We start from the raw sequence: 26,124 nt of genomic DNA on the forward strand, positions 1-26,124 counted from the left end.
GAAAGTTTCGCGAGCTGAATTTCGGTCGTCCCACTTGTCTGTTGCGGACAATGTCATCTGTCCCGCCTCCGGCGGGACGGCGAGGTCGCTGGGGAGCCGGTGTCTTCCCTCCCGATTCCGCTCGGCCTTGGGGGCCGATCGAAATCGGAAGCGAAGACACCGGCGCGACCTCGCGGTGCGCGGCAATTCAGTGGTCGGTCAGCGCTACCAGCGGAATGAGCGCGGCCACCCCGGCGACCACCGCGACGAGCACGTAGCCGCCGAGCGCGAACAGCGGACCGGCGGCCAGCCCGGCCAGCGCCGAGGTCGACCACACCACCGCGTCCACTGTGCCCTGCAGCTTCCGGTGCTGCGTGCTGAGCAGGCTGCTCCCGCCGACAAAAACCAGGTTCCAGCCGTAGCCGAGCAGGAACAACGACAGCGGGATGCCCGCGGTGTGCGAGGTCGGCGCGGCCACCGCCGCGGCCGAGGCGACGGCGAGCGTGCCGATGCCGGCGAAGATGGTGACGCGGCCACCCCAGCGGTCCGCGATCCGGCCGGAGAGCGGTGCCAGCGCGAACATGCCGATCATGTGCGCGGTCAGGATCCAGCCGACCACGTCGAGGCCGTGCCCGTGCTGGTGCAGCTGGGGCGCCGACATGGTCATCATGGCGACCATCGCCACCTGCGCGGCGACCATGGCGAGCAGTGGCCCGCGCACCGCGCGCTGCGCGAAGGCCACCGCGAATCCTTCACTCCCAGAGGTTTCCGGCGTTCGCGGGTGAGCGTCCGGGATGGACCGTGGCAGCGCGGCGCTGACCACCGCGGCCGCGGCCGTCACCAGCGCGGCGACCAGCAGCGGTCCGGCCAGTCCCGGCAGGCCGAGCAGATCGGCGGTGCGCGCGGCCGGCGCGATCAGCGGCGGCCCGGCCAAGGCGCCGACCGTGCCCGCCCAGACGATCGCGGACAACGCCTGGCCCTTGCGCTCGTCCGGATAGAGGTCGGCGGCCGCGTACCGGGACAGCTGCGCGCCGCCGTTGCCGAGCCCGAGCACCAGCAAACCCACCAGCAGCACGGGAAACAGCCCGGTCACCGCGCCCGCCGCGGCGAGCAGCGCGCCGAACGAGCCGAGGCCGTAGGTGATCAGCAGGGACCGCCGCCGCCCGTGGCTGACCACCAGCCGGGCCGAGCCGAGCGCGCCCGCCGCGGTGCCGAGCACCCCGGCCGCCGACGGCACCCCGCTCCACCCCGGACCGGGCGACTCGGTGGCGATCAGCACGCCGGCGGTGCTCGCGCCCGCCATCGCGATGTTCATGCACGCGACCCCGGTGAACAGGGCGGCCATCACGCGGCGTCGGCTGACCACGGGGGTCGTCGGCAGTGTCATGGGAATCAAGGTTAGGCAGGAACAACGGCGATTCGAATGGCCGGAAAGCGGAGTTCCCAGCCAGTTGCCTGTCGCGCGTAAAGTGCGGGGCGGGGGTGAGCTTTCGCATGGAAAGACCGCTGGACGAGCTCGACTGGCGCATCCTGGCCGAGCTGCAGGGCGACGGCAGGCTGTCGTTCAAGGAACTGGGCCGCCGGATCAGCCTTTCGCCACCCGCGGTGGCCGAGCGCGTGCGGCGGCTCGAGCAGGCGGGCGTGATCAGCGGCTACCGCGCGCAGGTCGAACCGGGCCGCGCCGGGTACCCGCTGACCGCGTTCGTGGAGATGCGGTGCTCGCTCGGCAAGTGCCTGCTCAAGACCAGCCGCGCCGAGGACTATCCCGAGGTGGTGGAGATCCACAAGGTCAGCGGCGACCGCTGCGCGATGCTCAAGGTGCGCACGGCTTCGCTGGAGCACTTCGAAGGCGTGCAGGAGCGGCTCGGCAACCACGGTGAGATCCGGTCCACTGTGGTGCTGTCCACGCAGTACGAGGGCAGGCCGGTCGAGCCGCCGGCCGAGGACTTCCTGCGCGCGTCGCGGTCGGAGGGCTGGCGGCGCTGAGTTGGCCTGCTGTTCACCCGGGCGGGCTAAGAAGCTCGCGTGAACAGACTCCAGCAAACGGGTGTGCTCGTCGTCACACTCGCGCTCGCGGTGACCGTGCCCGCGGCGAGCGCACGCGGCGAAGACCAGCGCTTCCAACGGGTGTCCACGCTCCCCGTGTACCTCAACTCCTCGCCGGACGAGCACACCGCGGCCGAGATCGCGGCCGCCACCCCGGACGGCCGCACGGTGGTCTACACCGATTCGCCCGCCGAGCGGATCGGCTTCGCCGGGGTGGACGACCACGGCGGGCTCGTGCCGCAGGGAGTGCTGCCGATGCCCGGTGAACCCACCTCGGTGGACATCCGCGACGGACTGGCGCTGGTCGCGGTGAACACTTCGGAGTCGTTCACCGCGCCCTCGGGCGTGCTGCAGGTGGTCGACCTGGCGAGCAGGCAGGTTGTCGCCACCCACGAACTCGGCGGCCAGCCGGACTCGATCGACATCTCCCCCGACGGCCGGTACGCCGCGATCGCGGTGGAGAACGAGCGCGACGAGGACGTGAACGACGGTGCGCTCCCGCAGCCGCCCGCCGGGTTCCTGGCGATCGCCGACCTGACCGGCGCCCCGGCGGACTGGTCCGTGCGGCGCACCGAGCTGACCGGGCTCGCCGCGGTGGCACCGGAGGACCCCGAGCCGGAGTACGTCTCGATCAACTCCCGCAACGAGGTCGCGGTGACCCTGCAGGAGAACAACCACCTGGTGGTCGCCGACCTGGCCACCGGCGCCGTCCGGCGGCACTTCTCCGCCGGAGTGGCCACTGTGGACGGTGTGGACACGGTGGAGGACGGCCGGATCGACCCGCGTGGTGTGGTGACCGCGCCGCGTGAGCCGGACGCCGTCGGCTGGCTCGACGACCGCACGCTCGCCACCGCCGACGAAGGCGACTACCAGGGCGGCAGCCGGACGTGGACCGCCTTCGACGCACGCTCCGGCGAAGTGGTGTTCAGCTCCGGCGCGGATCTGGAGAACCTGGCGATCAGGCAGGGCCAGTACCCGGAGGGGCGCGCCGAGAACAAGGGCGTCGAGCCGGAGGGCCTGGCCGTCGCCACCTACGGCGAGCACCGCTACGCCTTTGTCGGCCTGGAGCGGGCGAACCTGGTCGCGGTGTACAACGTGGACAACCCGCGGAAACCGCGCCTGGTGCAGGGCCTGCCCACCGGGGTCGGCCCGGAGGGGCTGCTGCCGATCCCGGCGCGCGGCGCGCTGGTGGTCTCGGCCGAGGAGGATTCGGCCGACGACAAGGTGCGGTCCTCGCTCAGCCGCTACCAGCTCACGTCCGAACCGCTGGCCAGCTCGCTCCAGCGCAACGAAGGCGCGCCGTCGATCACCTCGCGGGGCATCGGTTTCGGGGCGCTGTCGGGACTTTCCGCCGACGGCCGCCATCTCGCCGCGGTGACCGACGACGCGTACACCCCCAGCCGGATTCTCACCGTCGACGTGAACCGCGCGCCCGCGACCGTGCTCCGCGAGAAGGTGGTGACCAAGGACGGCCAGCCGGTTTCGTACGACCTCGAAGGCATCGCCGCGACCAGGGGCGGTTACTGGCTGGCGGTCGAAGGTGACCCGGGCAAGGGCACGGAGAACCTGCTGGTCCGGACGGACGACCGCGGCCGCGTGCAGCAGGAGGTCCCGCTGCCCGGCACGATCGCCGCGGGCGCGACGAGCAACGGGTTCGAAGGCGTGGCGGTGCTCGGTGAGCACGTCTGGGCGGCCGTGCAGCGCGGCTGGAAGGACAACCAGCCGGGTCAGACCACACTCGCCCGCTACACCCCGGCGACCGGTGAATGGGCGTTCGCCGCCTACCCGCTGGATGCCGCGCCCGCGGGCGGCTGGGTCGGACTGTCCGAGCTGACCGCGCTCGACTCACACACCCTGCTGGTCCTGGAGCGCGACAACCGGCGCGGGGCCCAGGCACAGGTCAAGAAGGTGTACAAAGTGGACACTTCGAGCCTGGTGCCGGTGCCGGCCGGGTCGCTGAAGCCGCTGGTGGGCAAGCAGGAGCACCGGGACCTGCTGCCCGCGTTGCGCGCGGGCGGCGGCGTGGTCGCCGACAAGCCGGAGGGGCTGGCCGTCGCCGGTGGTGAACTGTTCGCCGCGGTGGACAACGACGGCCTGGAGGACGCGCCCGGCGAGTCGGTCCTGCTGCGCTTGGGGCGGTGACTCAGGTCACATCCCGTGCTGTCACATCCGGTCGAGCCGCCGTGTCCTATCGGTGTACTCGACTTCAAAAGGAGACAGCATCATGGAAGCTCGCTTGAACGTCTTCGAGAACCCGGTCCTCATCAAGTCGATGAAGGGGCTCATCGCGGCGGGCAAGCCGGTGGACGCTTCGTCGGTCCCGCTGGCCACGCAGGAACTGGTGCGGCTGCGCGCGAGCCAGATCAACGGCTGCGGCTTCTGCACCGACATGCACACCAAGGACGCGCTGCACGCCGGGGAAACCACGGTCCGGCTGAACCTGGTGGCGGCGTGGCGGGAGGCCACCGTGTTCACCGAGGCCGAGCGGGCCGCGCTGGAACTGACCGAGGAGCTCACCCGCATCGCCGACGCGGCGGGCGGGGTCAGCGACGAGGTGTGGGCCAACGCGGCGAAGCACTACGACGAGGAACAGCTCGGCGCGCTGGTGGCGTCGATTGCCATCATCAACGCGTTCAACCGGTTCAACGTCGCGGTGCGGCAGCCCGCCGGTGACTACGTGGTCGGCCAGTTCGGCTGAGCCGGTTTCACTGAATGGTGAACGAACGGCCGGGGTCCGCGTACTCGACCGGGCCGGGAAAGCGGGTCACCGCACGGGCCACCGCGTCTTCGGGCGTGACAAAGGGGCCGACGTGCGTGACGACCAGCCGTCCCGCCCCGGCCCGGCGCGCGGTTTCCCCGGCGTCCTCCGGGGTGTGGTGCACCGGGGTTTCCGTGTCGCTGTCGGCTTCGCAGAGCAGCACGTCGCAGTTCTGGGCCAGTGCCGTCAGCTTCGCGCAGGGCGCGGTGTCGCCGGAGTAGGTGAGGCTGCGGCCCCCGCCTTCGATGCGTACGGCGAAGGCGGGCATGCCGTGCTCCACGGCCGCCGTGGTCAGGGTGAGCTCCCCGACGCGGGCGGTGTGGCCGTCGTGGAGTTCGGTGATCGCGAAGGCCGATTCGACCGGGCTGCGCTCGGGGCCGTTGGTCAGGAAGTGCGCCAGCCGATCGGCCGTGCCCGGCGGCTCGAACAACGGGATCGGCCTGGTCAGCCGGATTTCGGCGGACAACGCGCCGTAGTAGGCGGTCAGCAGGTCGGCGCTGTGATCGGCGTGCAGGTGGGAAAGCCAGATGCCGTCGAGCTGGTCGAGCCGGGTGTGCCGCCGCAGCTCGCCGAGCGAGCCGGTACCGGCGTCCAGCCACAACCTGGTGCCGCCGGCCGAGACCAGGTAGCCGGAGCAGGGATTGCCGGGAAGTGGGTACGGCGTCGCGCTGCCCAGCACGGTCAGCCGGAGTTCCGCACCCACTCCCGGGCTTCCTACTTGTCCTCTTCGGACAGTAGGGTGCCGGTGGGCACCTTGTCCGTCGGGATGTCCTGCTTCTCCTCCAGCGGGTCCGAGCCGTTCCGCGGCAGCGAAGTGTCCACAGCGGACGGAGCGGGGGCCGGCTTGCGCTTGACCGCGGTGAGCAGCAGCTGCGCCACGTCCACCACCTCGACCTTCTCGCTCGCCATGCCGTCGCTCTGGCGCGAGGTGACCCCGTCGGTCAGCATCACGCGGCAGAACGGGCAGCCGGTGGCGATCTTCGAGGGTGCGGTGCCGAGCGCCTCGTCCACGCGCTCCACGTTGATCCGCTTGCCGATGCGCTCTTCCATCCACATCCGCGCGCCACCGGCACCACAGCACATCGACCGGTCGCCGTGCCGCGGCATCTCCCGCAGCGCGGCCCCCGAAGCGCCGACCAGCTCACGCGGCGCGTCGTAGACCTTGTTGTGCCTGCCCAGGTAACACGGGTCGTGGTAGGTGACGTCCTCGGCGATCGGCGCCACCGGCACCAGCCGCTTCTCCCGCACCAGGCGGTTCAGCAGCTGCGTGTGGTGCACGACCTCGTACTGCCCGCCCAGCTCCGGGTACTCGTTCGCGAGCGTGTTGAAGCAGTGCGCGCAGGTCACCACGATCTTGCGCTTGAGCGGCTCGACGTCTTCGAACACCGAGTTCAGCACCTCGACGTTCTGCTGCGCGAGCATCTGGAAGACGAACTCGTTGCCCGCGCGGCGCGCCGGGTCACCGGTGCAGGTCTCCTCCGGGCCGAGCACGGTGTACTTGACGTCGGCCATGTGCAGCAGCTCGGCCACCGCGCGGGTGGTCTTCTTCGCGCGGTCCTCGAAGGCACCCGCGCAGCCGACCCAGAACAGGTACTCGGTGTCGCCGAATTCCCCGTCGAACACCGGCACCTCGAAGTCCAGGTCCTCGGCCCAGGCCAGCCGGTCCTTGGCGTTCTGGCCCCACGGATTGCCCTTGTTCTCCAGGTTCTTGAACATCCCGTTCAGCTCGGTCGGGAAGTTCGACTCGATCATCACCTGGTAGCGGCGCATGTCCACGATGTGGTCCACGTGCTCGATGTCCACCGGGCACTGCTCCACGCAGGCCCCGCAGCTGGTGCACGACCACAGCACCTCGGGATCGATCACGCCCAGCTCGTCCGGGCCGCCGATCAGCGGGCGCTCGGCCTCGGCCAGCGCCAGCACGTCGATGCCCGCGTGCGGGTTGTCGCCGGTCAGGCCCACTTCTTCGCCCGTGGCGTCCTTGCGGCCACCGGCCAGCAGGTACGGCGCCTTCGCGTAGGCGTGGTCGCGCAGCTGCGTGATCACCAGCTTCGGCGACAGCGGCTTGCCGGTGTTCCACGCCGGGCACTGCGACTGGCAGCGGCCGCATTCGGTGCAGGTGGTGAAGTCCAGCCAGCCCTTCCAGCTGAAGTCCTCGATCTTGCCGGCGCCGAAGACGTCCTTCTCCGGGTCGGCTTCCTCGAAGTCGAGCGGCTTGCCGTCGCTCATCATCGGCTTGAGCGCGCCGAGCGCCACCCCGCCGTCGTTCTCGCGCTTGAAGTAGATGTTGAAGAAGGCGCTGAACCGGTGCCAGGCCACGCCCATGGTCATGTTCCTGGCGACCACGTACAGCCAGACCACCGCGCTCATCAGCTTGACGAAGGCGAAGGCGGAGACCAGGTCGCCGCTGGCGGGCAGCAGGTTGCCGAGCGGCTCGGAGACAAAACCGGCCCACAGCGGCAGGTCGTGCGAGCCCATCGCGGACTTCGCCGCGCGCACGCCGAGAATGCCGAGGCCCTCGATGATCACCACGGCCTCGACGAAGTAGGCCGACTTGAAGTCCGAGCCGGAGAACCGCGAGACGCGGTCGGCGCGGCGCGGGTGGTTGGCCTGGCGGATCAGCACGAGCGCGATCCCGCCGACCACGGTGCCGACGCCGAGGATCTCCATCAGCAGGTGCCACAGCGTCCAGTGGTCCAGGATCGGCCAGCCCCAGGTCGGCACGAAGACCTCACCGTAGGCCTCGAACAGGGCCAGCGAGCCGATCAGGAAGCCCCACATCACCAGCCAGTGCCACGGGCCGACGTGCTTGAGCTTGTTCATCCGCGTGTGCGCGGCGAACTCCTTGATCAGCGTCTTCAGCCGCGGCACGAACGGCCCGCGCCGGGTCGGGTCCGGCTGGCCGAGGCGGATGATCTTGACGAAACGCACGATCGTCGCGACGAACATGCTCCAGGCGACCAGGCTGAGCGCGACGGCGATCAGCCCGAGCGTGAGCTGTACAGCACCCATGTCGGGGGCCTCCGGGGTTCATCTGGCATGTGGTGGTGCGAGGAGGGTAGCGCTGATTACTCATCAGTAACCAATTGGCGCGCGAGAAGTCCCACGGATGTGGCGCACAACTCGCTGGTTAGTGGGACGATCGTTCCGGTAGTTTCGGGGCATGGGCGCGTACCTTCTCCTGGCCGTCGCCATCGCGGGCGAGGTGACGGCCACCATCTCACTGAAGCTGTCCGAGGGCTTCTCGAAGCCGATCCCTTCGGTGATCGTGGTGCTCGGGTACGGGCTGGCCTTCGCGATGCTCGCGCAGGTGCTCAAGGCCGGGCTGCCGATCGGCGTCGCCTACGCCATCTGGGCGGCGGCCGGGGTCGCGCTGGTCGCCCTGATCGGCGCGGTCTTCCTCAACGAGGGCTTCAACTGGACGATGGGTGCCGGGCTGGTGCTGGTGATGGCGGGTGTGGTCCTGCTGGAAGTGGGGCGAGCGCATTGACCACGCTGAAACGGCAGACGGACGGCCGCAAGGCACGCGGGGAGAAGCGGCGCGCGGAGATCATCGACGCCACGCTGCGCGTGATCGAGCGCGACGGCGTCGCCGGGGTCACCCACCGCACGGTGGCCGCCGAGGCCGGGGTGCCGCTGACCTCGACCACGTACCACTTCGACAGCCTCGACGACCTGCTGATCGCCACGCTCATCTCGTGCGCGCGCGACATGGCCACCGAGGTGTACTGGATGATCGACCGCGCGCGCTCGCGCGGGAGCCGCGGTGCCGAGGAGGTCGCGTCCCTGCTCGCCGAGGCGCTCGGCCCGCAGCGCGGTCGCACGATGGCGGAGTACGAGCTGTACCTGCTCGCCGCGCGGCGCCCGGAACTGCGGCCCGCGGCGCGGCGCTGGCTGGACGTGCTGACCTCGATGGTCCGGCATGATGACGAGGTGGCGTTCAGGGTGTTCCTCGCCGGCATCGACGGGCTGCTGGTGCAGGGCCTGATCGACGACGAACCGCCGTCGGCGGAGGAACTGCGGCCGGTGGTCGACTACCTGCTGAAGCCGCGCTGATGTTCGGGATCAACCCGCAGACCCGTCTGGTGCATTCGGGATCCCACCCGGGCTCTTTTATTGTGACGACGGCGAAGGACCCCTTGTCAAGGCTGGAAAGCGTACCTTGACAAGGGGTCCTTCGCCGTGTTTTGGCTGTGGACCGGGATGGGGAAGGGGGAGTTTGGGTGGGTTCTTCGGTTGTGGTGCCCGGCTCTCCGTTCGCCGGGGTGGCGCGGGCGGACCGCGGCGGCGAGACGGTCTTCGCGCAGGCGTACGGCTACGCGCACCGGGCGTACGAAGTGCCGAACACGCTGGAGACGCGGTTCGCGCTCGCCAGCGGTACCAAGGGGTTCACCGCGGCGACCGTGTTGTCGTTGATCGACTCCGGGCTGCTGGCCGAAGCGACCACGGTGCGCTCGGTGCTCGGGGACGAACTGCCGCTGGTGCACCCGGAGGTGACGGTCGGGCACCTGCTGCGGCACACTTCGGGCATCGGCGACTACTGCCCCGACGACGGCCCGGCACCGCCGGGGCAGTGCCTGCTCGCGTCCACTTCGGACTACCTGGCGGCGCTGGCCGGACATCCCGCCGAATTCCCGCCCGGCACGCGGTTTTCCTACAACAACGGCGGTTACGTGCTGCTCGGCGTGCTGGCCGAGCGGGTGGCCGGGAAGTCGTTCCACGAGCTGGTGCGGGAGCGGATCTGCGAGCCGGCGGGCATGGTGGACACGGCTTTCCTGCGGTCCGACGACCTGCCGGCGAACGCGGCGACCGGATATCTGGAGGACGGCCGCACGAACGTGCTGGAGGTCCCGGTGCGGGGCCACGGCGACGGCGGCATCTATTCGACGGTCGCCGACATCCACGCCTTCTGGGACGCGTTGCTGGGCGGCCGGATCATTTCCACTCCGGAGCGGATGTTCGAAGGTACGGAGTACGGCATGGGCCTGTGGCTCGTCCCGGGCGGGTTCGCACTGGAAGGCGGTGACGCCGGGGTGAACTTCCGCAGCGTGCACCTGCCCGGCAGGCACGTCACCTACACCGCCATCGCGAACTCGGGCGGCGTCATGGCCGTCTCCACCGCCCTGGCCGCCCTCGTGCAATGAATGTGGCTTTCATAGCGCCAAACGCTATGAAAGCCACATTCATGCGCTTCGCGGGGTCAGCCCTTGTTCTCGTGGATGCCGGTCAGGTGCGCCCGGCCCAGCGTGGTCGAGAAGAGGTTGAAGCCGAGGAAGGCCGGGGTCGAGCTGTCCGGGATGTCCAGCGACTCCACGCCGACGGCGTGCACGGTGAAGATGTACCGGTGCGGCCCGTGCCCCGGCGGCGGGGCGGCGCCCAGGAACCGGTTCAGGCCACCGTCGTTCTTCAGGGTCACCGCGCCGGGCGCGGGTTCCGGGTTCTTGCCCGCGTCGGTCGGCAGCGAGGTCACCGAAGCCGGGATGTCGAACACGGCCCAGTGCCAGAACCCGCTGGCGGTCGGGGCGTCGGGGTCGTAGCAGGTGACCGCGAAGCTTTTGGTCTCCGCGGGGAAGCCCTCCCACGACAGTTCCGGCGAGACGTCGTCGCCACCGGCACCGAAGATGCCGCTCAGCTGCGGCGTGCCCAGTGCGGCGCCGTCGGCGAGGTCGCCGCTGCGCACGGTGAACTGCGGCACCGCGGGCAGGAAGTCGTACGGGTTGGGCGGTTGAGGCATGCGATCCTCCTGTGCGTCGGCTACCCGGCACAGGCTATCGGCGCGCCGGGGCCAGGGCAGGGTAGGGACAACCTCAGGGGACATTCGGGGGTTCACCCGGATGTCCGCACCCGTGCCACGCCTTAGCGTTTCCCGCAGAAGAAACCTGCATGGGGAGGACTCAATGGGGCGGCCCGGGCTAGCCATCGGCGGCATCGCGTTGATCGTGGCCGGTGCGGCCATCGGTTTCGGCTGGTGGTGGCCGTCGACGAGCGAGGCGACCGCCCAGGTCGACCAGCGGATCCAGCGGGTGCGCCTCGCCGTGGATTCGGGCGACGTACACATCCGCGCCGCGGATGTGCAGCAGAGCACCGTGGTCCAGCGCTTCGACTACCGCTGGGGCGAGCCGGAGCAGAGCTACTCGGTCGACGGGGAAGACCTGGTGCTCGCCGACTGCGGCAACTGGTGCTCGGTGGACTACGACGTGGTCGTGCCGTTCGGGACCACGGTGTCGGGGGACACCGATTCCGGCGAACTGGTGCTGACCGGGGTGGCCGCCGCGGACGTCACCGCTGATTCGGGCAGCGTTGACGTCCGCGACGTGCCGGGGGCGGTCACCGTGCAGGTTTCTTCGGGGGACGTCACGCTCGCCGGCATCGGCGACGCGGTCAAGGTGGTCGCCAACTCGGGCGCGGTCCAGGGCACCGGCCTGCGGGGGCGGGTCGACGCCCAGGCGGATTCCGGCGACATCGAGCTGGTGATGGCCGCCGCGCAGGAAGTGCGCGCGCAGGCCGACAGCGGCTCGGTCGAGGTGACCGTGCCGCCCGGCAGCTACCGCGTGGACGGCGACACCGACAGCGGCAGCCGGGACATCTCGATCCCGACCGGTGGCGGTGGCACCAGCGTGCTGCTGCAGCTGGACACCGACAGCGGCGACGTCACCGTTCGCCAGGCCTGAAACAACTGAAGGGGATCACGGGGAAATGCGAAAGACTGGCTGGGTGCTGACCGGGGTGGCGGCGTCGGCGCTGGTGCTGTCGGGGTGTGACGCGCTCACCCCGCAGGAGAGCTTCAGCGACGGCACGCCGGTGCCGGAGCAGATCAGCAAGGTGCGGTTCGACGTGCCGGCCGGCGAGGTGAAGATCCGGGTGGAGCCGGGCGCGCCGGTTTCGCTGCGGCGCGACGTGCACTACCGCGGCACCAGGCCGGGCCACTCGCACCGCGTCGAGGGCGACACGCTGGTGCTCGACCGGTGCGGCGACGAATGCTCGGTGAACTACGACGTGGTCATCCCGGCCGCGCTGCCGGTCACCGGCAAGGCGGCAGCGGGGAACGTGACCGTCACCGGCGCGGGCGCCACCGACGTCGAGGCGTCCGCGGGCAACGTGGTGCTCCAGCAGCTCGCCGGCGCGGCGAAGGTGCACGCCTCCGCGGGGAACGTCGAGGTCGGGCTGGTCACACCGGCCGACACCACGGTCAAGGCGTCGGCGGGCAAGGTGACGGTCACCGTGCCGCAGGGCACCTACCGCGTGCGCACCGACGCCAATGCGGGCAACAGCAACGTTTCCGTGCCGAACACGCCCGGCGCCCCGCACGCGGTGGAAGTCGACGCTTCGGCCGGTGACGTGACGGTCCGCACCGCATGATCCGGGCACTGGCCGGGGCTGCCGCACTGGGCTTGACCACGCTGGTCGTACCCACCGCGCAGGGGGCGGAAGGTGCGCTCGAGTGGCGGTCGTGCGCGACCCCGCAGACCCCGCCCGACCTGCAGTGCGCCACGTTGAGCGTGCCGCTGGACCGGTCGCGGCCGGACGGCCGGCGCATCGACCTCGCGGTCAACCGGACCCCGGCGCGCGACCAGGCCAACCGGATCGGCTCGCTGCTGGTGAACCCGGGCGGGCCGGGTGGCTCGGCGGTGGACGTGGTGGCCTACAACGGAATGGTCGCCGGGAATCCCGAGGGTGCGGTGCTCGCCGAGCGGTTCGACCTGGTCGGGCTGGACCCGCGCGGGGTCGGCCACAGCTCGCCGGTCCGGTGCGCTCCGGCGTCGCTGCACGACCCGTCGGTGAGCCGGTTCGGCGACTTCGACCGGCTCACCGAGGCGAACCGCCGGGCCGGGCAGGACTGCCTCGACCGCACCGGCCCGCTGCTCGGGCACGTCGACACGCTCAGCGTCGCCGAGGACGTGGAGGCGTTGCGGCGGGCGCTCGGTGAGGAGCGCATCTCCTTCTACGGCATGTCCTACGGCACCGAGATCGGTGAGCTGTACGCGGACCTCCACCCGGGACGCGTGCGGTCGATGGTGCTGGACGCGCCGGTCGACCACGCGCTGCCGACGCTGGTCGCCGCCCGCGACGAGGCCGTCGCCATCGAGGATTCGGCCAACCGCTTCTTCGCCACCTGCGGGGAGTGCGCGGCCCAGTTCGACCGGCTGATGACCAGGCCGGACGCCGAAGACCTGACCGACGGCTTCTACGACTACCTCAACCTCAAGGCCGCCTGGCCACAGCTGGCGCAAGCGCTTGCGGCCGCCGACGCCGGGGACACCGGCCCGCTGCTGCGGACCGCGCGGTTCAACTCCCCAGAGTACGGCTCCTACCGGGCGGTCTCCTGCCAGGACTTCCCCGCGGTGCTGACCGCGGGCGTCCACCGCCGGTGGGCCGACGAACTCCGGCGGGTCGCGCCGCGGACGTGGCGGTACTCGGAGTTCTGGGAGATGGCCACCGGCTGCGCCGCGTGGCCGATGTCACCACGCAACCCACCGTCATATCGCCACGTGACGGGTACTCCGTCCGTGCTGGTGATCGGCGGTACCCACGACCCGGCCACCCCGCTGCGCTGGGCGGAGAGCCTGAGCGCCCGGATCGACGGCAGCCGCCTGCTGATGGACGACCGCGACGGGCACGCCGCCCTGCTCCACTCGCCGTGCGCCCGCGCGCACGCGGCGGACTACCTGGTCAACGGGGTGCTTCCGGAAATCGGTGCCGTCTGCCGGGAACAAGCGGCACCCCAGGTACGTTGAGCCAGGCAGAAAGGTTGAGTCGCCCTCGCTCAAGTCCAAGTTGACCTGGCAAAGCGGCTCCGGATAGAACTTGAGTGTGCTCCGCTCAACGCGGCGGCACAGCCCAGCGTGAGACAGAGAGAGGGAACAAACCATGGCGCGAGCGGTCGGCATCGACCTCGGTACGACCAACTCGGTCGTCGCCGTCCTGGAGGGCGGCGAGCCGACGGTCATCGCCAACTCGGAGGGTTCTCGGACCACCCCGTCCATCGTCGCCTTCGCCAAGAACGGCGAAGTGCTGACCGGGCAGCCCGCCAAGAACCAGGCCGTCACCAACGTCGACCGGACGATCCGCTCGGTGAAGCGGCACATCGGTACCGACTGGAAGACCGAGATCGACGGCAAGAACTACACCTCGCAGGAGATCAGCGCGCGCGTGCTGATGAAGCTCAAGCGCGACGCCGAGTCCTACCTCGGTGAGGAGATCACCGACGCGGTGATCACCGTGCCCGCGTACTTCGAGGACGCGCAGCGGCAGGCCACCAAGGAAGCCGGCCAGATCGCCGGGCTGAACGTGCTCCGCATCGTCAACGAGCCGACCGCGGCCGCGCTGGCCTACGGCCTGGACAAGGGCGAGAAGGAGCAGACCATCCTGGTCTTCGACCTCGGTGGCGGCACCTTCGACGTGTCGCTGCTGGAGATCGGCGAGGGTGTGGTCGAGGTCCGCGCCACCTCCGGTGACAACCACCTCGGTGGTGACGACTGGGACGAGCGCATCGTCACCTGGCTGGTCGACAAGTTCAAGGCCTCCAACGGCATCGACCTGACCAAGGACAAGATGGCGCTGCAGCGCATCCGCGAGGCGGCGGAGAAGGCGAAGATCGAGCTGTCCAGCTCGAACAGCGCCAGCATCAACCTGCCCTACATCACCGTGGACGCGGACAAGAACCCGCTGTTCCTGGACGAGACGCTGTCGCGCGCCGAGTTCCAGCGGATCACCAACGACCTGCTCGAGCGCACCCGCCAGCCGTTCAACAACGTGATCCGTGACGCCGGCATCAGCGTCGGCGACATCGACCACGTGGTGCTCGTCGGCGGGTCCACCCGCATGCCCGCGGTGTCCGACCTGGTCAAGGAGCTGACCGGCGGCCGCGAGCCGAACAAGGGCGTGAACCCGGACGAGGTGGTCGCGGTCGGCGCGGCGCTGCAGGCCGGTGTGCTCAAGGGTGAGGTCAAGGACGTCCTGCTGCTCGACGTGACCCCGCTGTCGCTGGGCATCGAGACCAAGGGCGGGGTGTTCACCAAGCTCATCGAGCGGAACACCACCATTCCGACCAAGCGCTCGGAGATCTTCTCCACCGCGGACGACAACCAGCCCTCGGTGCAGATCCAGGTCTTCCAGGGTGAGCGGGAGATCGCCGCGCACAACAAGAAGCTCGGCATGTTCGAGCTGACCGGGCTGCCGCCGGCGCCGCGTGGCGTGCCGCAGATCGAGGTCACCTTCGACATCGACGCCAACGGCATCGTGCACGTGACCGCGAAGGACCTCGGCACCAACAAGGAACAGTCGATGACCATCACCGGTGGCTCCGCGCTGCCGAAGGAGGACATCGAGCGGATGGTCAAGGACGCCGAGGCGCACGCCGAGGAGGACAAGGCCCGCCGCGAGGAGGCCGAGACCCGCAACCAGGCCGAGACGCTGGTCTACCAGACCGAGAAGTTCGTCAAGGACAACGAGGACAAGCTGCCCGACGAGCTCAAGGGCAAGGTCAAGACCGCGATCGACGAGGCGAACGAGGCGCTCAAGGGCACCGACTCCGCGAAGATCCGCGAGTCCATCGAGAAGCTGAACGCGGCTTCGCAGGAACTGGGCACCGCGCTGTACGCCAACGCGAACGCCGCCCAGGACGCGGCGGGCGCCGGTGCGCCCGGCGGTGACGCGGGTGCCGGGTCCTCGGCCAAGGCCGACGACGTCGTCGACGCCGAGATCGTCGACGAGGACGACAAGAAGGGCGCGGAGGGCGAGAAGAAGTGACCCACGCGAATCGCGAAAACTCCGAGGGTCCCCGGCACGGGACCGGTGAAGAGCCAGAGGAGCCGCGAGTCGTGGTGCGCGATCGCCGCAAGATCGACCCGGTGACCGGTGAGCTGCGGCCTTCGCCCGAAGCGGAGGAGCCCGCGGCGGACGGCAAGCACGCCGGCCCCTCCCTCGGCGAGTCCATTGTGGACGAGTCGGTGGAGCCGGTGTCCGACCTGGAGAAGCAGCTGGAGGAGCGCACCGCCGACCTCCAGCGGCTCCAGGCCGAGTACACCAACTACCGGCGCCGGGTGGACCGCGACCGCGAGCAGGTGGTGAACGCGGCGAAGGCCGGGGTGGTCGGTGACCTGCTGCCCCTGCTCGACGACCTCGAGCGGGCCGAGCAGCACGGTGACCTCACCGGCGCGTTCAAGGCGGTGGCCGACAAGCTGGTGGCCAGCCTGCAGCGGGCCGGGCTCGAGCCGTTCGGCGCGGAGGGCGAGCCCTTCGACCCGAGCGTGCACGAGGCCGTGCAGCACAACACCTCGTCCGAAGTGGACGGTCCGACGGTGACCCTGGTGATGCGCCGGGGTTACCGCTTCGGGGATCGGGTGCTGCGGGCGGCGCTGGTCGGCGTGACCGACCACGAGCCGGGCGAGGCCCCCGCGGCCGCCGAGGCTCCCGCGTCCGCCGAGGCCGAGCCGGAGCTGGACGCCACGCAGTCCGGTGAGCTGCCCCTTGATGAGAACAGCCGATAGCGACAAGCCGGAGGGAGGAGACGCCCGATGAGTGCTCGGGAGTGGATCGGTAAGGACTTCTACCGTGAATTGGGCGTCTCCTCCGACGCCTCCGCGGACGAGATCAAGAAGGCCTACCGCAAGCTGGCGAAGGAGAACCACCCGGACGCCAACGCGGGCAACGCCGAAGCCGAGAAGAAGTTCAAGGCGGTGTCCGAGGCGTACGGGGTGCTGTCCGACAGTGCCAAGCGCAAGGAGTACGACGAGGCGAGGCGCCTTTTCGGGTCGGGCGGCCCCGGGGGTTTCGGGTTTCCCGGAGGCGGAGCCGGTGGCACCGACTTCGGCGATATCTTCGGAAACGCCGCCGGACAAGGCGGGGGCTTCGGTGGCCTCGGTGACATCCTCGGCGGCCTGTTCGGCCGCCGTGGTGCCGCCGGTGCCACGGCGAACCGCGCGCAGCGCGGCGCCGACGTGGAAACGGATGTCCGGATCGACTTCGTCGAGGCGGTCAAGGGCGCGACCCTGCCGCTGCGCCTGTCCAGCCCGGCGACCTGCGCCACCTGCGGTGGCAATGGCGCCAAGCCGGGCACCACACCGCGGACCTGCGGCACCTGTGGTGGTTCGGGGCTGGTCAGCCGGAGCCAGGGGGCGTTCGCCTTCTCGGAGCCGTGCCGGGACTGCCGTGGCCGCGGCACGATCATCGACAACCCGTGCGGGGAGTGCGGTGGCGAGGGCATCAGCACCCGCACCCGCACGCTGACCGTCCGGATCCCCGCCGGGGTGGACGACGACCAGCGCATCCGGCTGGCCGGTCAGGGCGAGCCGGGCCGGGGCGGTGCGCAACCGGGTGACCTGTACGTCCGGGTGCACGTGGCCCCGCACGCGGTGTTCGGCCGATCGGGCAATGATCTGACCATCACCGTGCCGGTGAGCTTCACCGAGCTGGCGCTGGGTGGCACGATCACGGTGCCGACGCTCGACGGCAAGGTCTCGGTCAAGGTGCCGCCGGGTACCGCGAGCGGCCGGGTGCTGCGGGTGCGCGGCAAGGGCATCACCAAGCGCGACGGCACCCAGGGCGATCTGCTGGTCACCCTGCAGGTGGCGGTGCCCGCCCGGCTGGACGACAAGGCCAGGGCGGCATTGGAGAGTTACGCGGAGGCCTCCGCGCAGCACGACCCGCGTCCGGAGATCACCGCGCTGATCAGGGAACGGAGCTGACATGTTCGGTTCGTCGTTGCCGGGCGGCATGCCGCAGGACGAGGACACCCCGGTTTTTGTCATCTCAGTGGCCGCCCAGCTCTCCGGGCTGCACGCGCAAACCCTGCGGTCGTACGACCGCCAGGGGCTGGTCTCCCCCGGCCGCACGGCCGGGGGCGGCCGGCGGTATTCACTGCGGGACATCGCCCTACTGCGCGAAGTCCAGCGGCTGTCCCAGGAGGACGGCGTCAACCTCGCCGGGATCAAGCGCATCATCGAACTCGAAAACCAGGTGGACGCGTTGCGTGCGCGGGTGACCGAACTGACGGAGGAACTGGCCGCCGCCTACGCCGCCGCCGAACAGGCCGCGGCCGCGGTGCACGCTTCGTACCGCAAGGACCTCGTCCCCATGCGAAACGAAACCGCCCTGGTCGTCTGGCGCCCCCGCCCGCGCCGCTGACCGGACTCCCCCACCGAGGCGCGCCACCCGGGTTTATCCCATACCCACCCACCTGCCCACACCCACCCACCTATCCACACCCGCCCACCCGTCCACAGCGCCCCGGCGAGCACCCATCCCACGAGGGCGCCACGCCGTAGACTGGCCTAGGGACGTCCCCCCGAGGTGGGCGGGGGTTGCCGGTGTTTGGGGCTGCCGGTTTTCTGGGGCTCTGGGTCGAGGATGCGCGCCGGGTTCGGTGGATCACCTCGATCTGCCCCGCTGCCTCGAAGATCCTCACCGCGATGCTCGCTGAGCCCGGTGGCGGGTGCGGTGTATCCCTTGAGGCACAACAAGTCTTCGCGGAAGGCGCGCGTGGGGTCACTCGCGCCCGGCCCGATGCGTCGTGAATCGGCGGTGGGCACTGGGCCGAGCCGTCGAGTGTTTTCAGGTGTCCGTGCCCACGGCCGAACGCTGACCACCGCCATATCCGCCCTGGTCGTACCCGGGCTGCTGGCCGCCGTAGCCATCCTGGTCGTACTGGGCTGATCGCTGCCGCTAGCTAGGGGCAGCGGGTGGGACCGCTCCAACCGGCCCCGCCACTGCCCGTGCCGCCCCGCGCACTCGTGCCATCAATGTTCGCATCAAGCTGCGGTGCCTGATCGCAATCCCGCGGGATGTCCGCCGCACGCTCGCTTAGTCCACGGTGAACTGGTCGTACCGGATTCGGGCGGCTGGCACGCCTGCCGCCACCAAGCGCGCCATGGTCGCCCTGATCATCGACGGCGAGCCCGAAAGCAGGACATCCGTGTTCGGCCATGGGCCTCGTTTCAGCACCGCGTCGGCGAGGGTGCCGTGTTCCCCACCGGGGAGGTTGCCTTCCTCGGTCACCGGCACCACGGTCAACCACGGATTGGTTGCCGCCAGCATTTTCAGGGTGGGCAGGTCGTAGAGGTCCTCCGGCGCCCGGCCGCCGAAAAACAGGTGCACGGCCGGGTTTGCTTCCACCGCGCCAGATCGTCGGCGATCGCCCGCAGTGGGGCCAGGCCGGTGCCGCCGCCGATCAGGAGTAGTTTCCGCTTTTCCGCCCGCCGCACGGCGAGCGTGCCGAGCGCCGGGCCGATGCGCCATTCGTCGCCGGGCTTCGTGTGGTGCATGATCGACCGGCTCACCCAGCCGTCCACCGCGCGCACATGAAACTCCAGCACCCCGTCCGTGCGCGGCGCGGTGGCCGGCGAGAAATACCGCCACATCCGCGGCCGCTGCGGCACCTGCACGCTGACGTAATTGCCCGCCCGGAACGGCACCGGGTGCTTCGGCAGCACCCGGATCACCGCCACGTTCGCGGTGGCCTTCCGGTGCTCGAGCACCCGCGCGGGCCACCACGCCGGACCCTGCTCGGCCTCCGCCGCCTCGCGCATGGACTTCGCGATCACCCCGTACGCGTCGGTCCAGGCGCGCTCCACCTCCGCGGTCCAGTCGTCGGCGAGGTACCGCTTCAACGCGGTCAGCAACGCCACCCCGACCGCGTCGTAATGATGCGCGACCACGTCGAACTTCCGGTGGTCGCGACCCAGCCGCTCCGGCTGGTCCGCCAGGCGGACCACGTGCACCAGCGCCCGCAGCAACCGGTCCCGCTGGGTGCTCATGTTGGCCGGGAAAGCGCTCTCGTCTCCGGGAAAACGGTGAACAGCACCCGTAGAAGAACTGCGCCAGTCCGGGCGCCTTCGATTCGATCTTGGCAAAGCTTTCCCTGATCAGCCTGGTTCCGCTGGTTGTGCTCCAGTCCGCCGAAATGGTCACGGGTAGTGGGTCGGGAAACGGCGCCGGATCGCCGTGCTTTCAGCTCGAATGGAGCAATATCGATACGCGCGGTAAAAAGGGCGCTCAGTCGATGGTGAACGGGTCGTACTTGATCTGGTCGAGCGCGGTGCCGGCGACGAGCATGCGGGAAACGGTGGCCCGGATCATGCCCGGCGAACCGGAGACCAGCACGTCGTGCTTCGGCCACGCGCCGTACTTGGTGACCACCTCGGCCAGCGTGCCCTGCTCGAACCCGGGCAACCCGGGATTGTTCTCCACCACCGGGACCACGGTCAGCCACGGGTTCACCGCGGCCAGCGAGCGCAGCTCCTCCAGGTCGTAGAGGTCCTCGCGGTCGCGGCCGCCGTAGAACAGCTTCACCTTGGGGTTCTCGCCCCACTGCGCCAGGTCGTCGAGCATCGCGCGCAGCGGCGCCACCCCGGTGCCACCGGCGATCATCAGCACGTCGCGGCCGGACTCGCGGTCCACGGTCAGCCGCCCGAGCGGCGGGCCGAGGCGCCAGCGGTCGCCCTGCGCGGTGTGGCTGACGATGGCGCGGGACACCCAGCCGCCGTCGACCGCGCGGATGTGGAACTCGATCGAACCGTCCTCGCGCGGCGCGTTCGCCGGCGAGAGGTACCGCCACAGCCGCGGCCGCTGCGGCACCTCCACGCTCAGGTACTGCCCGGCCTGGTACGGCACCGGCTGGTCGGGCTCGACCAGCACCAGCGCGAGGTCCCAGGTGAGCCGCCGGTGCTCGGCGACGGTCGCGGTCCACGAGCCGGGGTGCCGGTCGGCCGCGGCGGCCTCCTGCATCGCGCGCGCGATGATGGTGAACGCCTCGGCCCAGGCGCGCTCCACCTCGGGCGTCCACTCCGGGCCGAGGTTCGTCTTCAGCGCGGCGAGCAGCGCGGTGCCGACCGCCTCGTAGTGGTTCGGGATGACACCGAACTTGCGGTGGTCGCGGCCGAGCTGGCGCAGGAACGGCACCAGGTCGTCGGGGCGGTCCACCATCTGCACGATGTGCACCAGCGCGCGCACCAGCCTGCCCCGCTGGACCTCCATGTTGATCGGGAAGAAGTCCCTGGTGGCCGGTGCGAGGGTGAACAGCATGCCGTAGAAGAACTGGGAGATCTCCGGCGTGTACGGCTCGGCCTTCGCCCAGGTGTCACGAATCAGCCGCACCATCGCCGCGACGGCGGGCGGCGTCTCCCTCGGCGAGGAGGACCTGGGTACTGGGCTGACCGGTTCTGCTGTCATCGCTGGCGGGTGTCGGCTCCTCGTCCGGTTGCTCGGCGTGTTCGGCGGGGTGGTCCGCACGCCGATTGTGGCCTGGATTATTCATTAATGCGTGTCGCTGTGGGTTCCGCCGACCGGGGCAGGCCAGCGGCTTGACCCAGGGGTTGTGGTGTAGGGAATATTCCCCCTTTCGGAATAAGTCGATCGAGGTAAACAGGCCAGTGGTTCACCTCGGAGGGTAGTCGCAGGCCGGGTAAACCTCGGTTACGTTGCTCCGTCCGGGTCAAAGTAGGTAGCGCGGACGTGTGATGGATCACTGGTAAAATAGTTGTAACAAGCAACTAGTAACCGTCCGGATTTTTCCACCGGCCGGGGTGACGGGGAGGCTGGACCCATGGGTCCGACGGACGAGGCCGCGCTGGAGCTGGTGCGGCAACTCAAAGTGAACGCGCAGTTGCAGCAGGCGTGGACCACGCACCTGTGGCAGGCGCAGAACGGGCTGCACCCCGCCTCCGCCTGGCTGCTCGCCGAACTCGCCCAGCTCGGCGAGTCGCGGCCGTCGGAACTGGCCAAGCGGCGCATGGTCGACGTCTCGGTGGTCAGCCGCCAGGTGGCGCAGCTGACCGCGGCCGGGCTGATCGAGCGCCGCCCCGCGCCGGAGGACGGCCGCGCCGCGCTGATCCGGGTCTCCGAGCGCGGCGAGCAGGAGCTGGTCCGCTGGCGGCGGCAGTACACCGACTTCCTCACCGACGCGCTGTCCGGCTGGGACCCCGACGAGCTGCAGGCGCTCACCGAACGGCTGAAAGCAGCCAACGACAGCCTGCGCACCACCCTCGATCGCCGCTCCGGTTCGCGCTGACCTGCGACTTTCCCTCAATCCAGAGTTGAGTGGAACAGACTCAACTTTCCTGACGTTGAGCATGTCGAGGACTTTTCCGGAAGGCTTGCGTCAAGGGACGCACGACATGAGGTGAGGGATGGACGCTTTCAACCCGACCACGAAGACCCAGCAGGCGATCTCGTCGGCTGCCCAGGCGGCGACCGTCGCCGGCAATCCCGACATCGCGCCCGCCCACCTGCTCGGCGCGCTGCTGGCCCAGGGCGAGGGGCTCGCCGGGCCGCTGCTGACCGCGGTCGGGACGGACCCGGAGCAGGTGCACAAGGAACTCGAGCCGATCACCCAGGCGCTGCCGTCCGCGGTCGGTGCCACGGTTTCGCAGCCGCAGTTCGACACGCACGCGGTCAAGTCGATCACCCACGCGCAGAAGCTGGCCACCGAGCTGGGCGACGAGTACGTCTCCACCGAGCACCTGATGGTCGGCCTGGCCGCGGAGGGCGGCCAGGTGGCCGACCTGCTCAAGCGCCACGGCGCCACGCCGGAGGCGCTGCGCGAGGCGTTCACCGCGGTCCGCGGCTCGGCCAGGATCACCAGCCCGGACCCGGAGGGCACGTTCAAGGCGCTGGAGAAGTACGGCGTCGACCTCACCGCGCGCGCCCGCGCGGGTGAGCTGGACCCGGTCATCGGCCGCGACACCGAGATCCGCCGGGTGGTGCAGGTGCTCTCGCGCCGGACCAAGAACAACCCGGTGCTGATCGGTGAGCCCGGCGTCGGCAAGACGGCCATCGTCGAGGGGCTCGCCCAGCGGATCGTCGCCGGTGACGTGCCCGAATCGCTGCGCGGCAAGCGCGTGGTCGCGCTCGACCTCGGCTCGATGGTGGCCGGCGCGAAGTTCCGCGGTGAGTTCGAGGAGCGGCTCAAGGCCGTGCTCAAGGAGATCACCGACTCCGCCGGCCAGGTGGTCACCTTCATCGACGAGCTGCACACGATCGTCGGTGCCGGGGCCACCGGTGAGGGCGCGATGGACGCGGGCAACATGATCAAGCCGATGCTCGCCCGCGGTGAGCTGCGCATGGTCGGCGCCACCACGCTCGACGAGTACCGCCAGCACATCGAGAAGGACGCCGCGCTGGAGCGCCGGTTCCAGCAGGTGCTGGTCGGCGAGCCGTCGGCCGAGGACACCATCGGCATCCTGCGCGGGCTCAAGGAGCGCTACGAGGTCCACCACGGTGTCCGCATCACCGACGCCGCGCTGGTTGCCGCGGCCACCCTGTCCGACCGCTACATCACCGCCCGGTTCCTGCCGGACAAGGCGATCGACCTGGTCGACGAGGCGGCCTCCCGGCTGCGCATGGAGATCGACTCGCGGCCGGTGGAGATCGACGAGGTCGAGCGCGCGGTGCGGCGGATGGAGATCGAGGAGATGGCGCTGTCCAAAGAGGACGACGCCGCCTCGAAGCAGCGGCTGGAGGCGCTGCGCGCCGAGCTGGCCGAGAAGCGTGAGGAACTGACCGCGCTGACCGCGCGCTGGCAGAACGAGAAGGGCTCGATCGAGCGGGTCCGCGACCTCAAGGAGCAGCTCGAGCAGCTGCGCGGTGAGTCGGAGCGTGCCGAGCGCGACGGCGACCTCGGCCGGGCCGCGGAGCTGCGCTACGGCAAGATCCCCGCGCTGGAGAAGGACCTGGAGGCCGCCACCGCCACCGAGAAGGCGGTGCAGGCCGAGGTGATGCTCAAGGAGGAGGTCGGCGCGGACGACGTCGCGGACGTGGTCAGCGCGTGGACCGGCATCCCGGCGGGCCGCCTGCTCGAAGGCGAGACCGGCAAGCTGCTCCGGATGGAGGAGGAGCTGGGCAGGCGCGTGATCGGCCAGGACGAGGCGGTCAAGGTCGTCTCGGACGCGGTGCGCCGCTCGCGTGCCGGGGTGGCCGACCCGGACCGCCCGACCGGTTCGTTCCTGTTCCTCGGCCCGACCGGCGTCGGCAAGACCGAGCTGGCGAAGGCGCTGGCCGAGTTCCTGTTCGACGACGAGCGCGCGATGCTCCGGATCGACATGAGCGAGTACGCCGAGAAGCACTCGGTGGCCCGGCTGGTCGGCGCGCCGCCCGGGTACGTCGGGTACGACCAGGGCGGGCAGCTGACCGAGTCGGTGCGCCGCCGCCCGTACAGCGTGGTGCTGCTGGACGAGGTGGAGAAGGCGCACCCGGACGTGTTCGACGTGCTGCTGCAGGTGCTCGACGACGGCAGGCTGACCGACGGCCAGGGCCGGACGGTCGACTTCCGCAACACCATCCTGGTGCTCACCTCGAACCTCGGTTCGCAGGCGATCGCCGACGCCGCGCTGGACGACCGGCAGCGCCGCGACGCGGTGCTCTCGGTGGTGCAGCGGCACTTCAAGCCGGAGTTCCTGAACCGGCTGGACGACCTGGTGGTCTTCCACGCGCTCGGCACCGAGCAGCTGACGTCCATTGTGGACATCCAGGTGGACAGGCTGGCGAAGCGGCTGCAGCAGCGGCGGCTCACCCTGGAGGTCACCGACGGGGCCCGCGAGTGGCTGGCGCTCAACGGCTTCGACCCGATCTACGGGGCCAGGCCGCTGCGGCGGCTGGTGCAGTCCGCGATCGGCGACCAGCTGGCGCGGCTGCTGCTCGGCGGTGAGGTCCGCGACGGCGACACGGTCCGGGTGGACATCCCGGCCGAGGAAGCCAGCGATTCGCTCACCGTGACCCGGGTCTGAGTTACGCGCGTAGTCGCCCCCACTCGATCGGGTGGGGGCGACACGGCGTGCTGATCCCGGTCCCCGGGGCCAGGGCGATACGCTGGTGTTCGTGGGTATTCCGGCGTGGATCTGGTTCGTCATCGCCGCCGTCGCCTTGGTGGCGGGGCTCGGGCTGCTCGGTGCCGACCGGGCACGGGAGGGCTCGCGCAACCGGGAGCGAATGCGCTGGGCGGACCTGCGCGGCTGGGAGTTCGTCGAGGAGGACGAACGCCTGCCGCGGCAGTGGTCCGGCGGCGCGATCGGCTACTTCGGGGCCGAGGCCGCGGTCAACGTGGTGGCCGGGTCCACCTTCACCTCGGACGGCCGCCGTCCGGTTTTTGTCTTCGACATCGAGTCCGACGGCCAGATCCCCGCGGTGATCGTGGCGGTGCGCTGCAACCGCGTGCACCAGGTGCTGGTCGAGCTGTGGCTGGCCAGCGTGCCGTTCCAGCGCGCGGAGATGCCGGAGCTGCTCGGCCCGGTCGGCCAGCGCTACGCCTTCGCGGACGACGCCGAAGGCGCCCGCGCGGTGATCACCCAGGACCTGGTGGACGCGGCCGACGCGCTCGGCGGGGACGTCGGCGTGGCCTGGCTGGAGAACGAGTGGGTGCTTGCCAGTGTCGCGCCCAACGCGGGCCCGTCGCGGCTGGAGCGGCTGCTGCGCGACCTCGGTGAGATCGCCGACATCGTGGACCCGTTCGACGACGCCGTCGAGGCCGAGCCGGAGGGCAGGCACTGGCAGAGCCAGGGCTCCGCCGCTTCCGAGTACCGCCCGCAGGCAGGCGACTGAGGCCGTGGGCACCGCACTGGTCACCGGCGCCACCGCCGGCATCGGCGCCGCGTTCGCACGCAGGCTCGCCGCCGAAGGTTACGACCTGGTGCTCGTCGCCAGGGACACCGCGCGCCTGGAGCGGCTGGCCGCCGAGCTGACCGAACGCCACGGCGTCGGCGCCGAGGTGCTGACCGCTGACCTGGCTTCCGCCGAGGGCCGCGAGAAGGTCGAAGCGCGGGTGTCCGCCGGGGTCGATCTCCTGGTCAACAACGCCGGGTTCGGGCTCGACGGCGAACTCCAGGACGCCTCGCTCGAGCAGTTGCAGGCGCAGCTCGACGTCAACGTCACCGCGGTGCTTCGGCTCACCCGCGCGGCGCTGCCCGGCATGCTGGAACGCGGCCGCGGTGACGTGATCAACGTGTCGAGCGTGGCCGGTTTCCTGCCCGGCCGCGGGTCCACCTACACCGCCAGCAAGACCTACGTCACCTCGTTCACCGAGGGCGTCGCGGGTTCGGTGCAGGGCACCGGCGTGCGCGTGATGGCGCTGTGCCCCGGGTTCACGCACACCGAGTTCCACCAGCGGGCCGGGCTGGACAAGCCGGGCCCCAAGCTGTTCTGGCTCGACGCCGAGCGGGTGGTGGACGAGGGGCTGGCCGATCTGCGCCGCGGGCGCTGGGTGTCCATCCCCAGCCCGCAGTACAAGGCATTGGTGGCGGTGCTGCGGGTGGTGCCGCGCTCGCTGATCCGCTTCGCCGCGGGCCGCTTCGCCGGACGCGGCCGTACTTAGGCGCTGAGCGGTTTCGTCGGTGGCGTGTGAGAGGCTGAGCGCC

The 26,124-nt window shown here is 70.4% G+C and carries 22 protein-coding genes and 1 pseudogene; 17 read left to right on the forward strand and 6 right to left on the reverse strand.

Annotated features, from left to right (window positions below):
* Positions 1-187 precede the first annotated feature (187 nt).
* A complete protein-coding gene (locus A4R43_RS31735) occupies positions 188-1,366 on the reverse strand; it encodes an MFS transporter (RefSeq protein WP_205215115.1) in 1,179 nt (392 codons plus the stop codon).
* 95 nt (positions 1,367-1,461) lie between these two features.
* Here A4R43_RS31735 and A4R43_RS31740 point away from each other — a divergent pair, with 95 nt between their 5' ends.
* The 3 genes from A4R43_RS31740 (at position 1,462) to A4R43_RS31750 (ending at position 4,723) form a co-directional block, all read left to right on the forward strand.
* Entirely contained in the window at positions 1,462-1,965 is a 504-nt protein-coding gene (locus A4R43_RS31740; RefSeq protein ID WP_113695450.1) for an Lrp/AsnC family transcriptional regulator, read from the forward strand.
* Between the two features lie 39 nt (positions 1,966-2,004).
* Complete coding sequence (locus tag A4R43_RS31745; protein ID WP_113695451.1) at positions 2,005-4,167, forward strand: esterase-like activity of phytase family protein; 2,163 nt, start codon at positions 2,005-2,007, stop codon at positions 4,165-4,167.
* Between the two features lie 82 nt (positions 4,168-4,249).
* Positions 4,250-4,723 (forward strand): carboxymuconolactone decarboxylase family protein, encoded by a 474-nt coding sequence (locus tag A4R43_RS31750; protein ID WP_113695452.1) that lies wholly within the window; start codon positions 4,250-4,252, stop codon positions 4,721-4,723.
* Between the two features lie 7 nt (positions 4,724-4,730).
* On the opposite strand, the gene A4R43_RS31755 is transcribed toward A4R43_RS31750, so the two are convergent.
* Together A4R43_RS31755 and A4R43_RS31760 are read right to left on the reverse strand one after the other, a co-directional pair.
* A complete protein-coding gene (locus A4R43_RS31755) occupies positions 4,731-5,486 on the reverse strand; it encodes an MBL fold metallo-hydrolase (RefSeq protein ID WP_113695453.1) in 756 nt (251 codons plus the stop codon).
* A gap of 11 nt (positions 5,487-5,497) precedes the next feature.
* On the reverse strand, positions 5,498-7,795 hold the full coding sequence (locus tag A4R43_RS31760) for a (Fe-S)-binding protein (protein ID WP_113695454.1): 2,298 nt from the start codon (positions 7,793-7,795) through the stop codon (positions 5,498-5,500).
* A gap of 151 nt (positions 7,796-7,946) precedes the next feature.
* On the opposite strand from A4R43_RS31760, the gene A4R43_RS31765 reads away from it, so the two are divergent.
* From A4R43_RS31765 to A4R43_RS31775, 3 genes are all read left to right on the forward strand, one after another.
* Positions 7,947-8,273 (forward strand): DMT family transporter, encoded by a 327-nt coding sequence (locus A4R43_RS31765; protein ID WP_113695455.1) that lies wholly within the window; start codon positions 7,947-7,949, stop codon positions 8,271-8,273.
* Positions 8,274-8,278: 5 nt separating this feature from the next.
* A complete protein-coding gene (locus A4R43_RS31770) occupies positions 8,279-8,839 on the forward strand; it encodes a TetR/AcrR family transcriptional regulator (RefSeq protein WP_113698011.1) in 561 nt (186 codons plus the stop codon).
* Between the two features lie 167 nt (positions 8,840-9,006).
* Complete coding sequence (locus A4R43_RS31775; RefSeq protein ID WP_113695456.1) at positions 9,007-9,927, forward strand: serine hydrolase domain-containing protein; 921 nt, start codon at positions 9,007-9,009, stop codon at positions 9,925-9,927.
* Positions 9,928-9,983: 56 nt separating this feature from the next.
* Here A4R43_RS31775 and A4R43_RS31780 read toward each other — a convergent pair whose 3' ends face one another.
* Positions 9,984-10,517 carry a YbhB/YbcL family Raf kinase inhibitor-like protein gene (locus A4R43_RS31780; protein WP_113695457.1) on the reverse strand — a complete coding sequence of 178 codons (534 nt, stop codon included), beginning with the start codon at positions 10,515-10,517 and terminating at the stop codon, positions 9,984-9,986.
* Positions 10,518-10,680: 163 nt separating this feature from the next.
* Between A4R43_RS31780 and A4R43_RS31785 the strand changes: the two genes are divergently transcribed.
* The 7 genes from A4R43_RS31785 (at position 10,681) to A4R43_RS31815 (ending at position 17,908) form a co-directional block, all read left to right on the forward strand.
* The gene (locus A4R43_RS31785; protein ID WP_113695458.1) at positions 10,681-11,454 is read left to right on the forward strand and encodes a DUF4097 family beta strand repeat-containing protein; all 774 of its coding nucleotides are present in this window, start codon (positions 10,681-10,683) and stop codon (positions 11,452-11,454) included.
* Positions 11,455-11,479: 25 nt separating this feature from the next.
* Positions 11,480-12,142: a DUF4097 family beta strand repeat-containing protein gene (locus A4R43_RS31790; RefSeq protein WP_113695459.1), complete on the forward strand. Its 663-nt coding sequence runs from the start codon at positions 11,480-11,482 to the stop codon at positions 12,140-12,142.
* Complete coding sequence (locus A4R43_RS31795; protein WP_236808402.1) at positions 12,139-13,518, forward strand: alpha/beta hydrolase; 1,380 nt, start codon at positions 12,139-12,141, stop codon at positions 13,516-13,518. The genes A4R43_RS31790 and A4R43_RS31795 overlap by 4 nt, the downstream gene beginning before the upstream one ends.
* A 133-nt stretch (positions 13,519-13,651) precedes the next feature.
* Complete coding sequence (dnaK, locus tag A4R43_RS31800) at positions 13,652-15,532, forward strand: molecular chaperone DnaK (protein WP_113695460.1); 1,881 nt, start codon at positions 13,652-13,654, stop codon at positions 15,530-15,532.
* Entirely contained in the window at positions 15,529-16,272 is a 744-nt protein-coding gene (gene grpE, locus A4R43_RS31805; RefSeq protein WP_113695461.1) for a nucleotide exchange factor GrpE, read from the forward strand. The genes dnaK and grpE overlap by 4 nt, the downstream gene beginning before the upstream one ends.
* Positions 16,273-16,299: 27 nt before the next feature.
* On the forward strand, positions 16,300-17,469 hold the full coding sequence (gene dnaJ, locus A4R43_RS31810; protein ID WP_113695462.1) for a molecular chaperone DnaJ: 1,170 nt from the start codon (positions 16,300-16,302) through the stop codon (positions 17,467-17,469).
* Between the two features lies 1 nt (position 17,470).
* Complete coding sequence (locus A4R43_RS31815; protein ID WP_113695463.1) at positions 17,471-17,908, forward strand: heat shock protein transcriptional repressor HspR; 438 nt, start codon at positions 17,471-17,473, stop codon at positions 17,906-17,908.
* 675 nt (positions 17,909-18,583) lie between these two features.
* On the opposite strand, the pseudogene A4R43_RS44870 reads toward A4R43_RS31815, so the two are convergent.
* Positions 18,584-19,690, reverse strand: a pseudogene (locus tag A4R43_RS44870) (globin domain-containing protein).
* 84 nt (positions 19,691-19,774) lie between these two features.
* Positions 19,775-20,950: a globin domain-containing protein gene (locus A4R43_RS31825; protein ID WP_162788657.1), complete on the reverse strand. Its 1,176-nt coding sequence runs from the start codon at positions 20,948-20,950 to the stop codon at positions 19,775-19,777.
* A gap of 373 nt (positions 20,951-21,323) precedes the next feature.
* Between A4R43_RS31825 and A4R43_RS31830 the strand changes: the two genes are divergently transcribed.
* From A4R43_RS31830 to A4R43_RS31845, 4 genes are all read left to right on the forward strand, one after another.
* Positions 21,324-21,788 (forward strand): MarR family winged helix-turn-helix transcriptional regulator, encoded by a 465-nt coding sequence (locus tag A4R43_RS31830; protein ID WP_113695465.1) that lies wholly within the window; start codon positions 21,324-21,326, stop codon positions 21,786-21,788.
* Between the two features lie 118 nt (positions 21,789-21,906).
* Positions 21,907-24,501 (forward strand): ATP-dependent chaperone ClpB, encoded by a 2,595-nt coding sequence (gene clpB / locus A4R43_RS31835; RefSeq protein WP_113695466.1) that lies wholly within the window; start codon positions 21,907-21,909, stop codon positions 24,499-24,501.
* A gap of 91 nt (positions 24,502-24,592) precedes the next feature.
* Positions 24,593-25,312, forward strand: coding sequence for a type III secretion system chaperone family protein (locus tag A4R43_RS31840; RefSeq protein ID WP_113698013.1), 720 nt, complete (start codon positions 24,593-24,595; stop codon positions 25,310-25,312).
* A gap of 4 nt (positions 25,313-25,316) precedes the next feature.
* Positions 25,317-26,081 (forward strand): SDR family NAD(P)-dependent oxidoreductase, encoded by a 765-nt coding sequence (locus A4R43_RS31845; protein WP_113695467.1) that lies wholly within the window; start codon positions 25,317-25,319, stop codon positions 26,079-26,081.
* Positions 26,082-26,124 lie beyond the last annotated feature (43 nt).

This window comes from Amycolatopsis albispora, from assembly GCF_003312875.1.
Taxonomy (GTDB): Bacteria; Actinomycetota; Actinomycetes; order Mycobacteriales; family Pseudonocardiaceae; genus Amycolatopsis; species Amycolatopsis albispora.

Coding starts and splice junctions, on each gene's coding strand:
- A4R43_RS31760 (WP_113695454.1), bottom strand. CDS start 7,795: ATGGGTGCTGTACAGCTCACGCTCGGGCTGATCGCCGTCGCGCTCAGC.
- A4R43_RS31790 (WP_113695459.1), top strand. CDS start 11,480: ATGCGAAAGACTGGCTGGGTGCTGACCGGGGTGGCGGCGTCGGCGCTG.
- A4R43_RS31825 (WP_162788657.1), bottom strand. CDS start 20,950: ATGACAGCAGAACCGGTCAGCCCAGTACCCAGGTCCTCCTCGCCGAGG.
- A4R43_RS31785 (WP_113695458.1), top strand. CDS start 10,681: ATGGGGCGGCCCGGGCTAGCCATCGGCGGCATCGCGTTGATCGTGGCC.
- A4R43_RS31830 (WP_113695465.1), top strand. CDS start 21,324: ATGGGTCCGACGGACGAGGCCGCGCTGGAGCTGGTGCGGCAACTCAAA.
- A4R43_RS31795 (WP_236808402.1), top strand. CDS start 12,139: ATGATCCGGGCACTGGCCGGGGCTGCCGCACTGGGCTTGACCACGCTG.
- clpB (WP_113695466.1), top strand. CDS start 21,907: ATGGACGCTTTCAACCCGACCACGAAGACCCAGCAGGCGATCTCGTCG.
- A4R43_RS31765 (WP_113695455.1), top strand. CDS start 7,947: ATGGGCGCGTACCTTCTCCTGGCCGTCGCCATCGCGGGCGAGGTGACG.
- A4R43_RS31780 (WP_113695457.1), bottom strand. CDS start 10,517: ATGCCTCAACCGCCCAACCCGTACGACTTCCTGCCCGCGGTGCCGCAG.
- A4R43_RS31750 (WP_113695452.1), top strand. CDS start 4,250: ATGGAAGCTCGCTTGAACGTCTTCGAGAACCCGGTCCTCATCAAGTCG.
- A4R43_RS31735 (WP_205215115.1), bottom strand. CDS start 1,366: ATGACACTGCCGACGACCCCCGTGGTCAGCCGACGCCGCGTGATGGCC.
- dnaJ (WP_113695462.1), top strand. CDS start 16,300: ATGAGTGCTCGGGAGTGGATCGGTAAGGACTTCTACCGTGAATTGGGC.
- dnaK (WP_113695460.1), top strand. CDS start 13,652: ATGGCGCGAGCGGTCGGCATCGACCTCGGTACGACCAACTCGGTCGTC.
- A4R43_RS31815 (WP_113695463.1), top strand. CDS start 17,471: ATGTTCGGTTCGTCGTTGCCGGGCGGCATGCCGCAGGACGAGGACACC.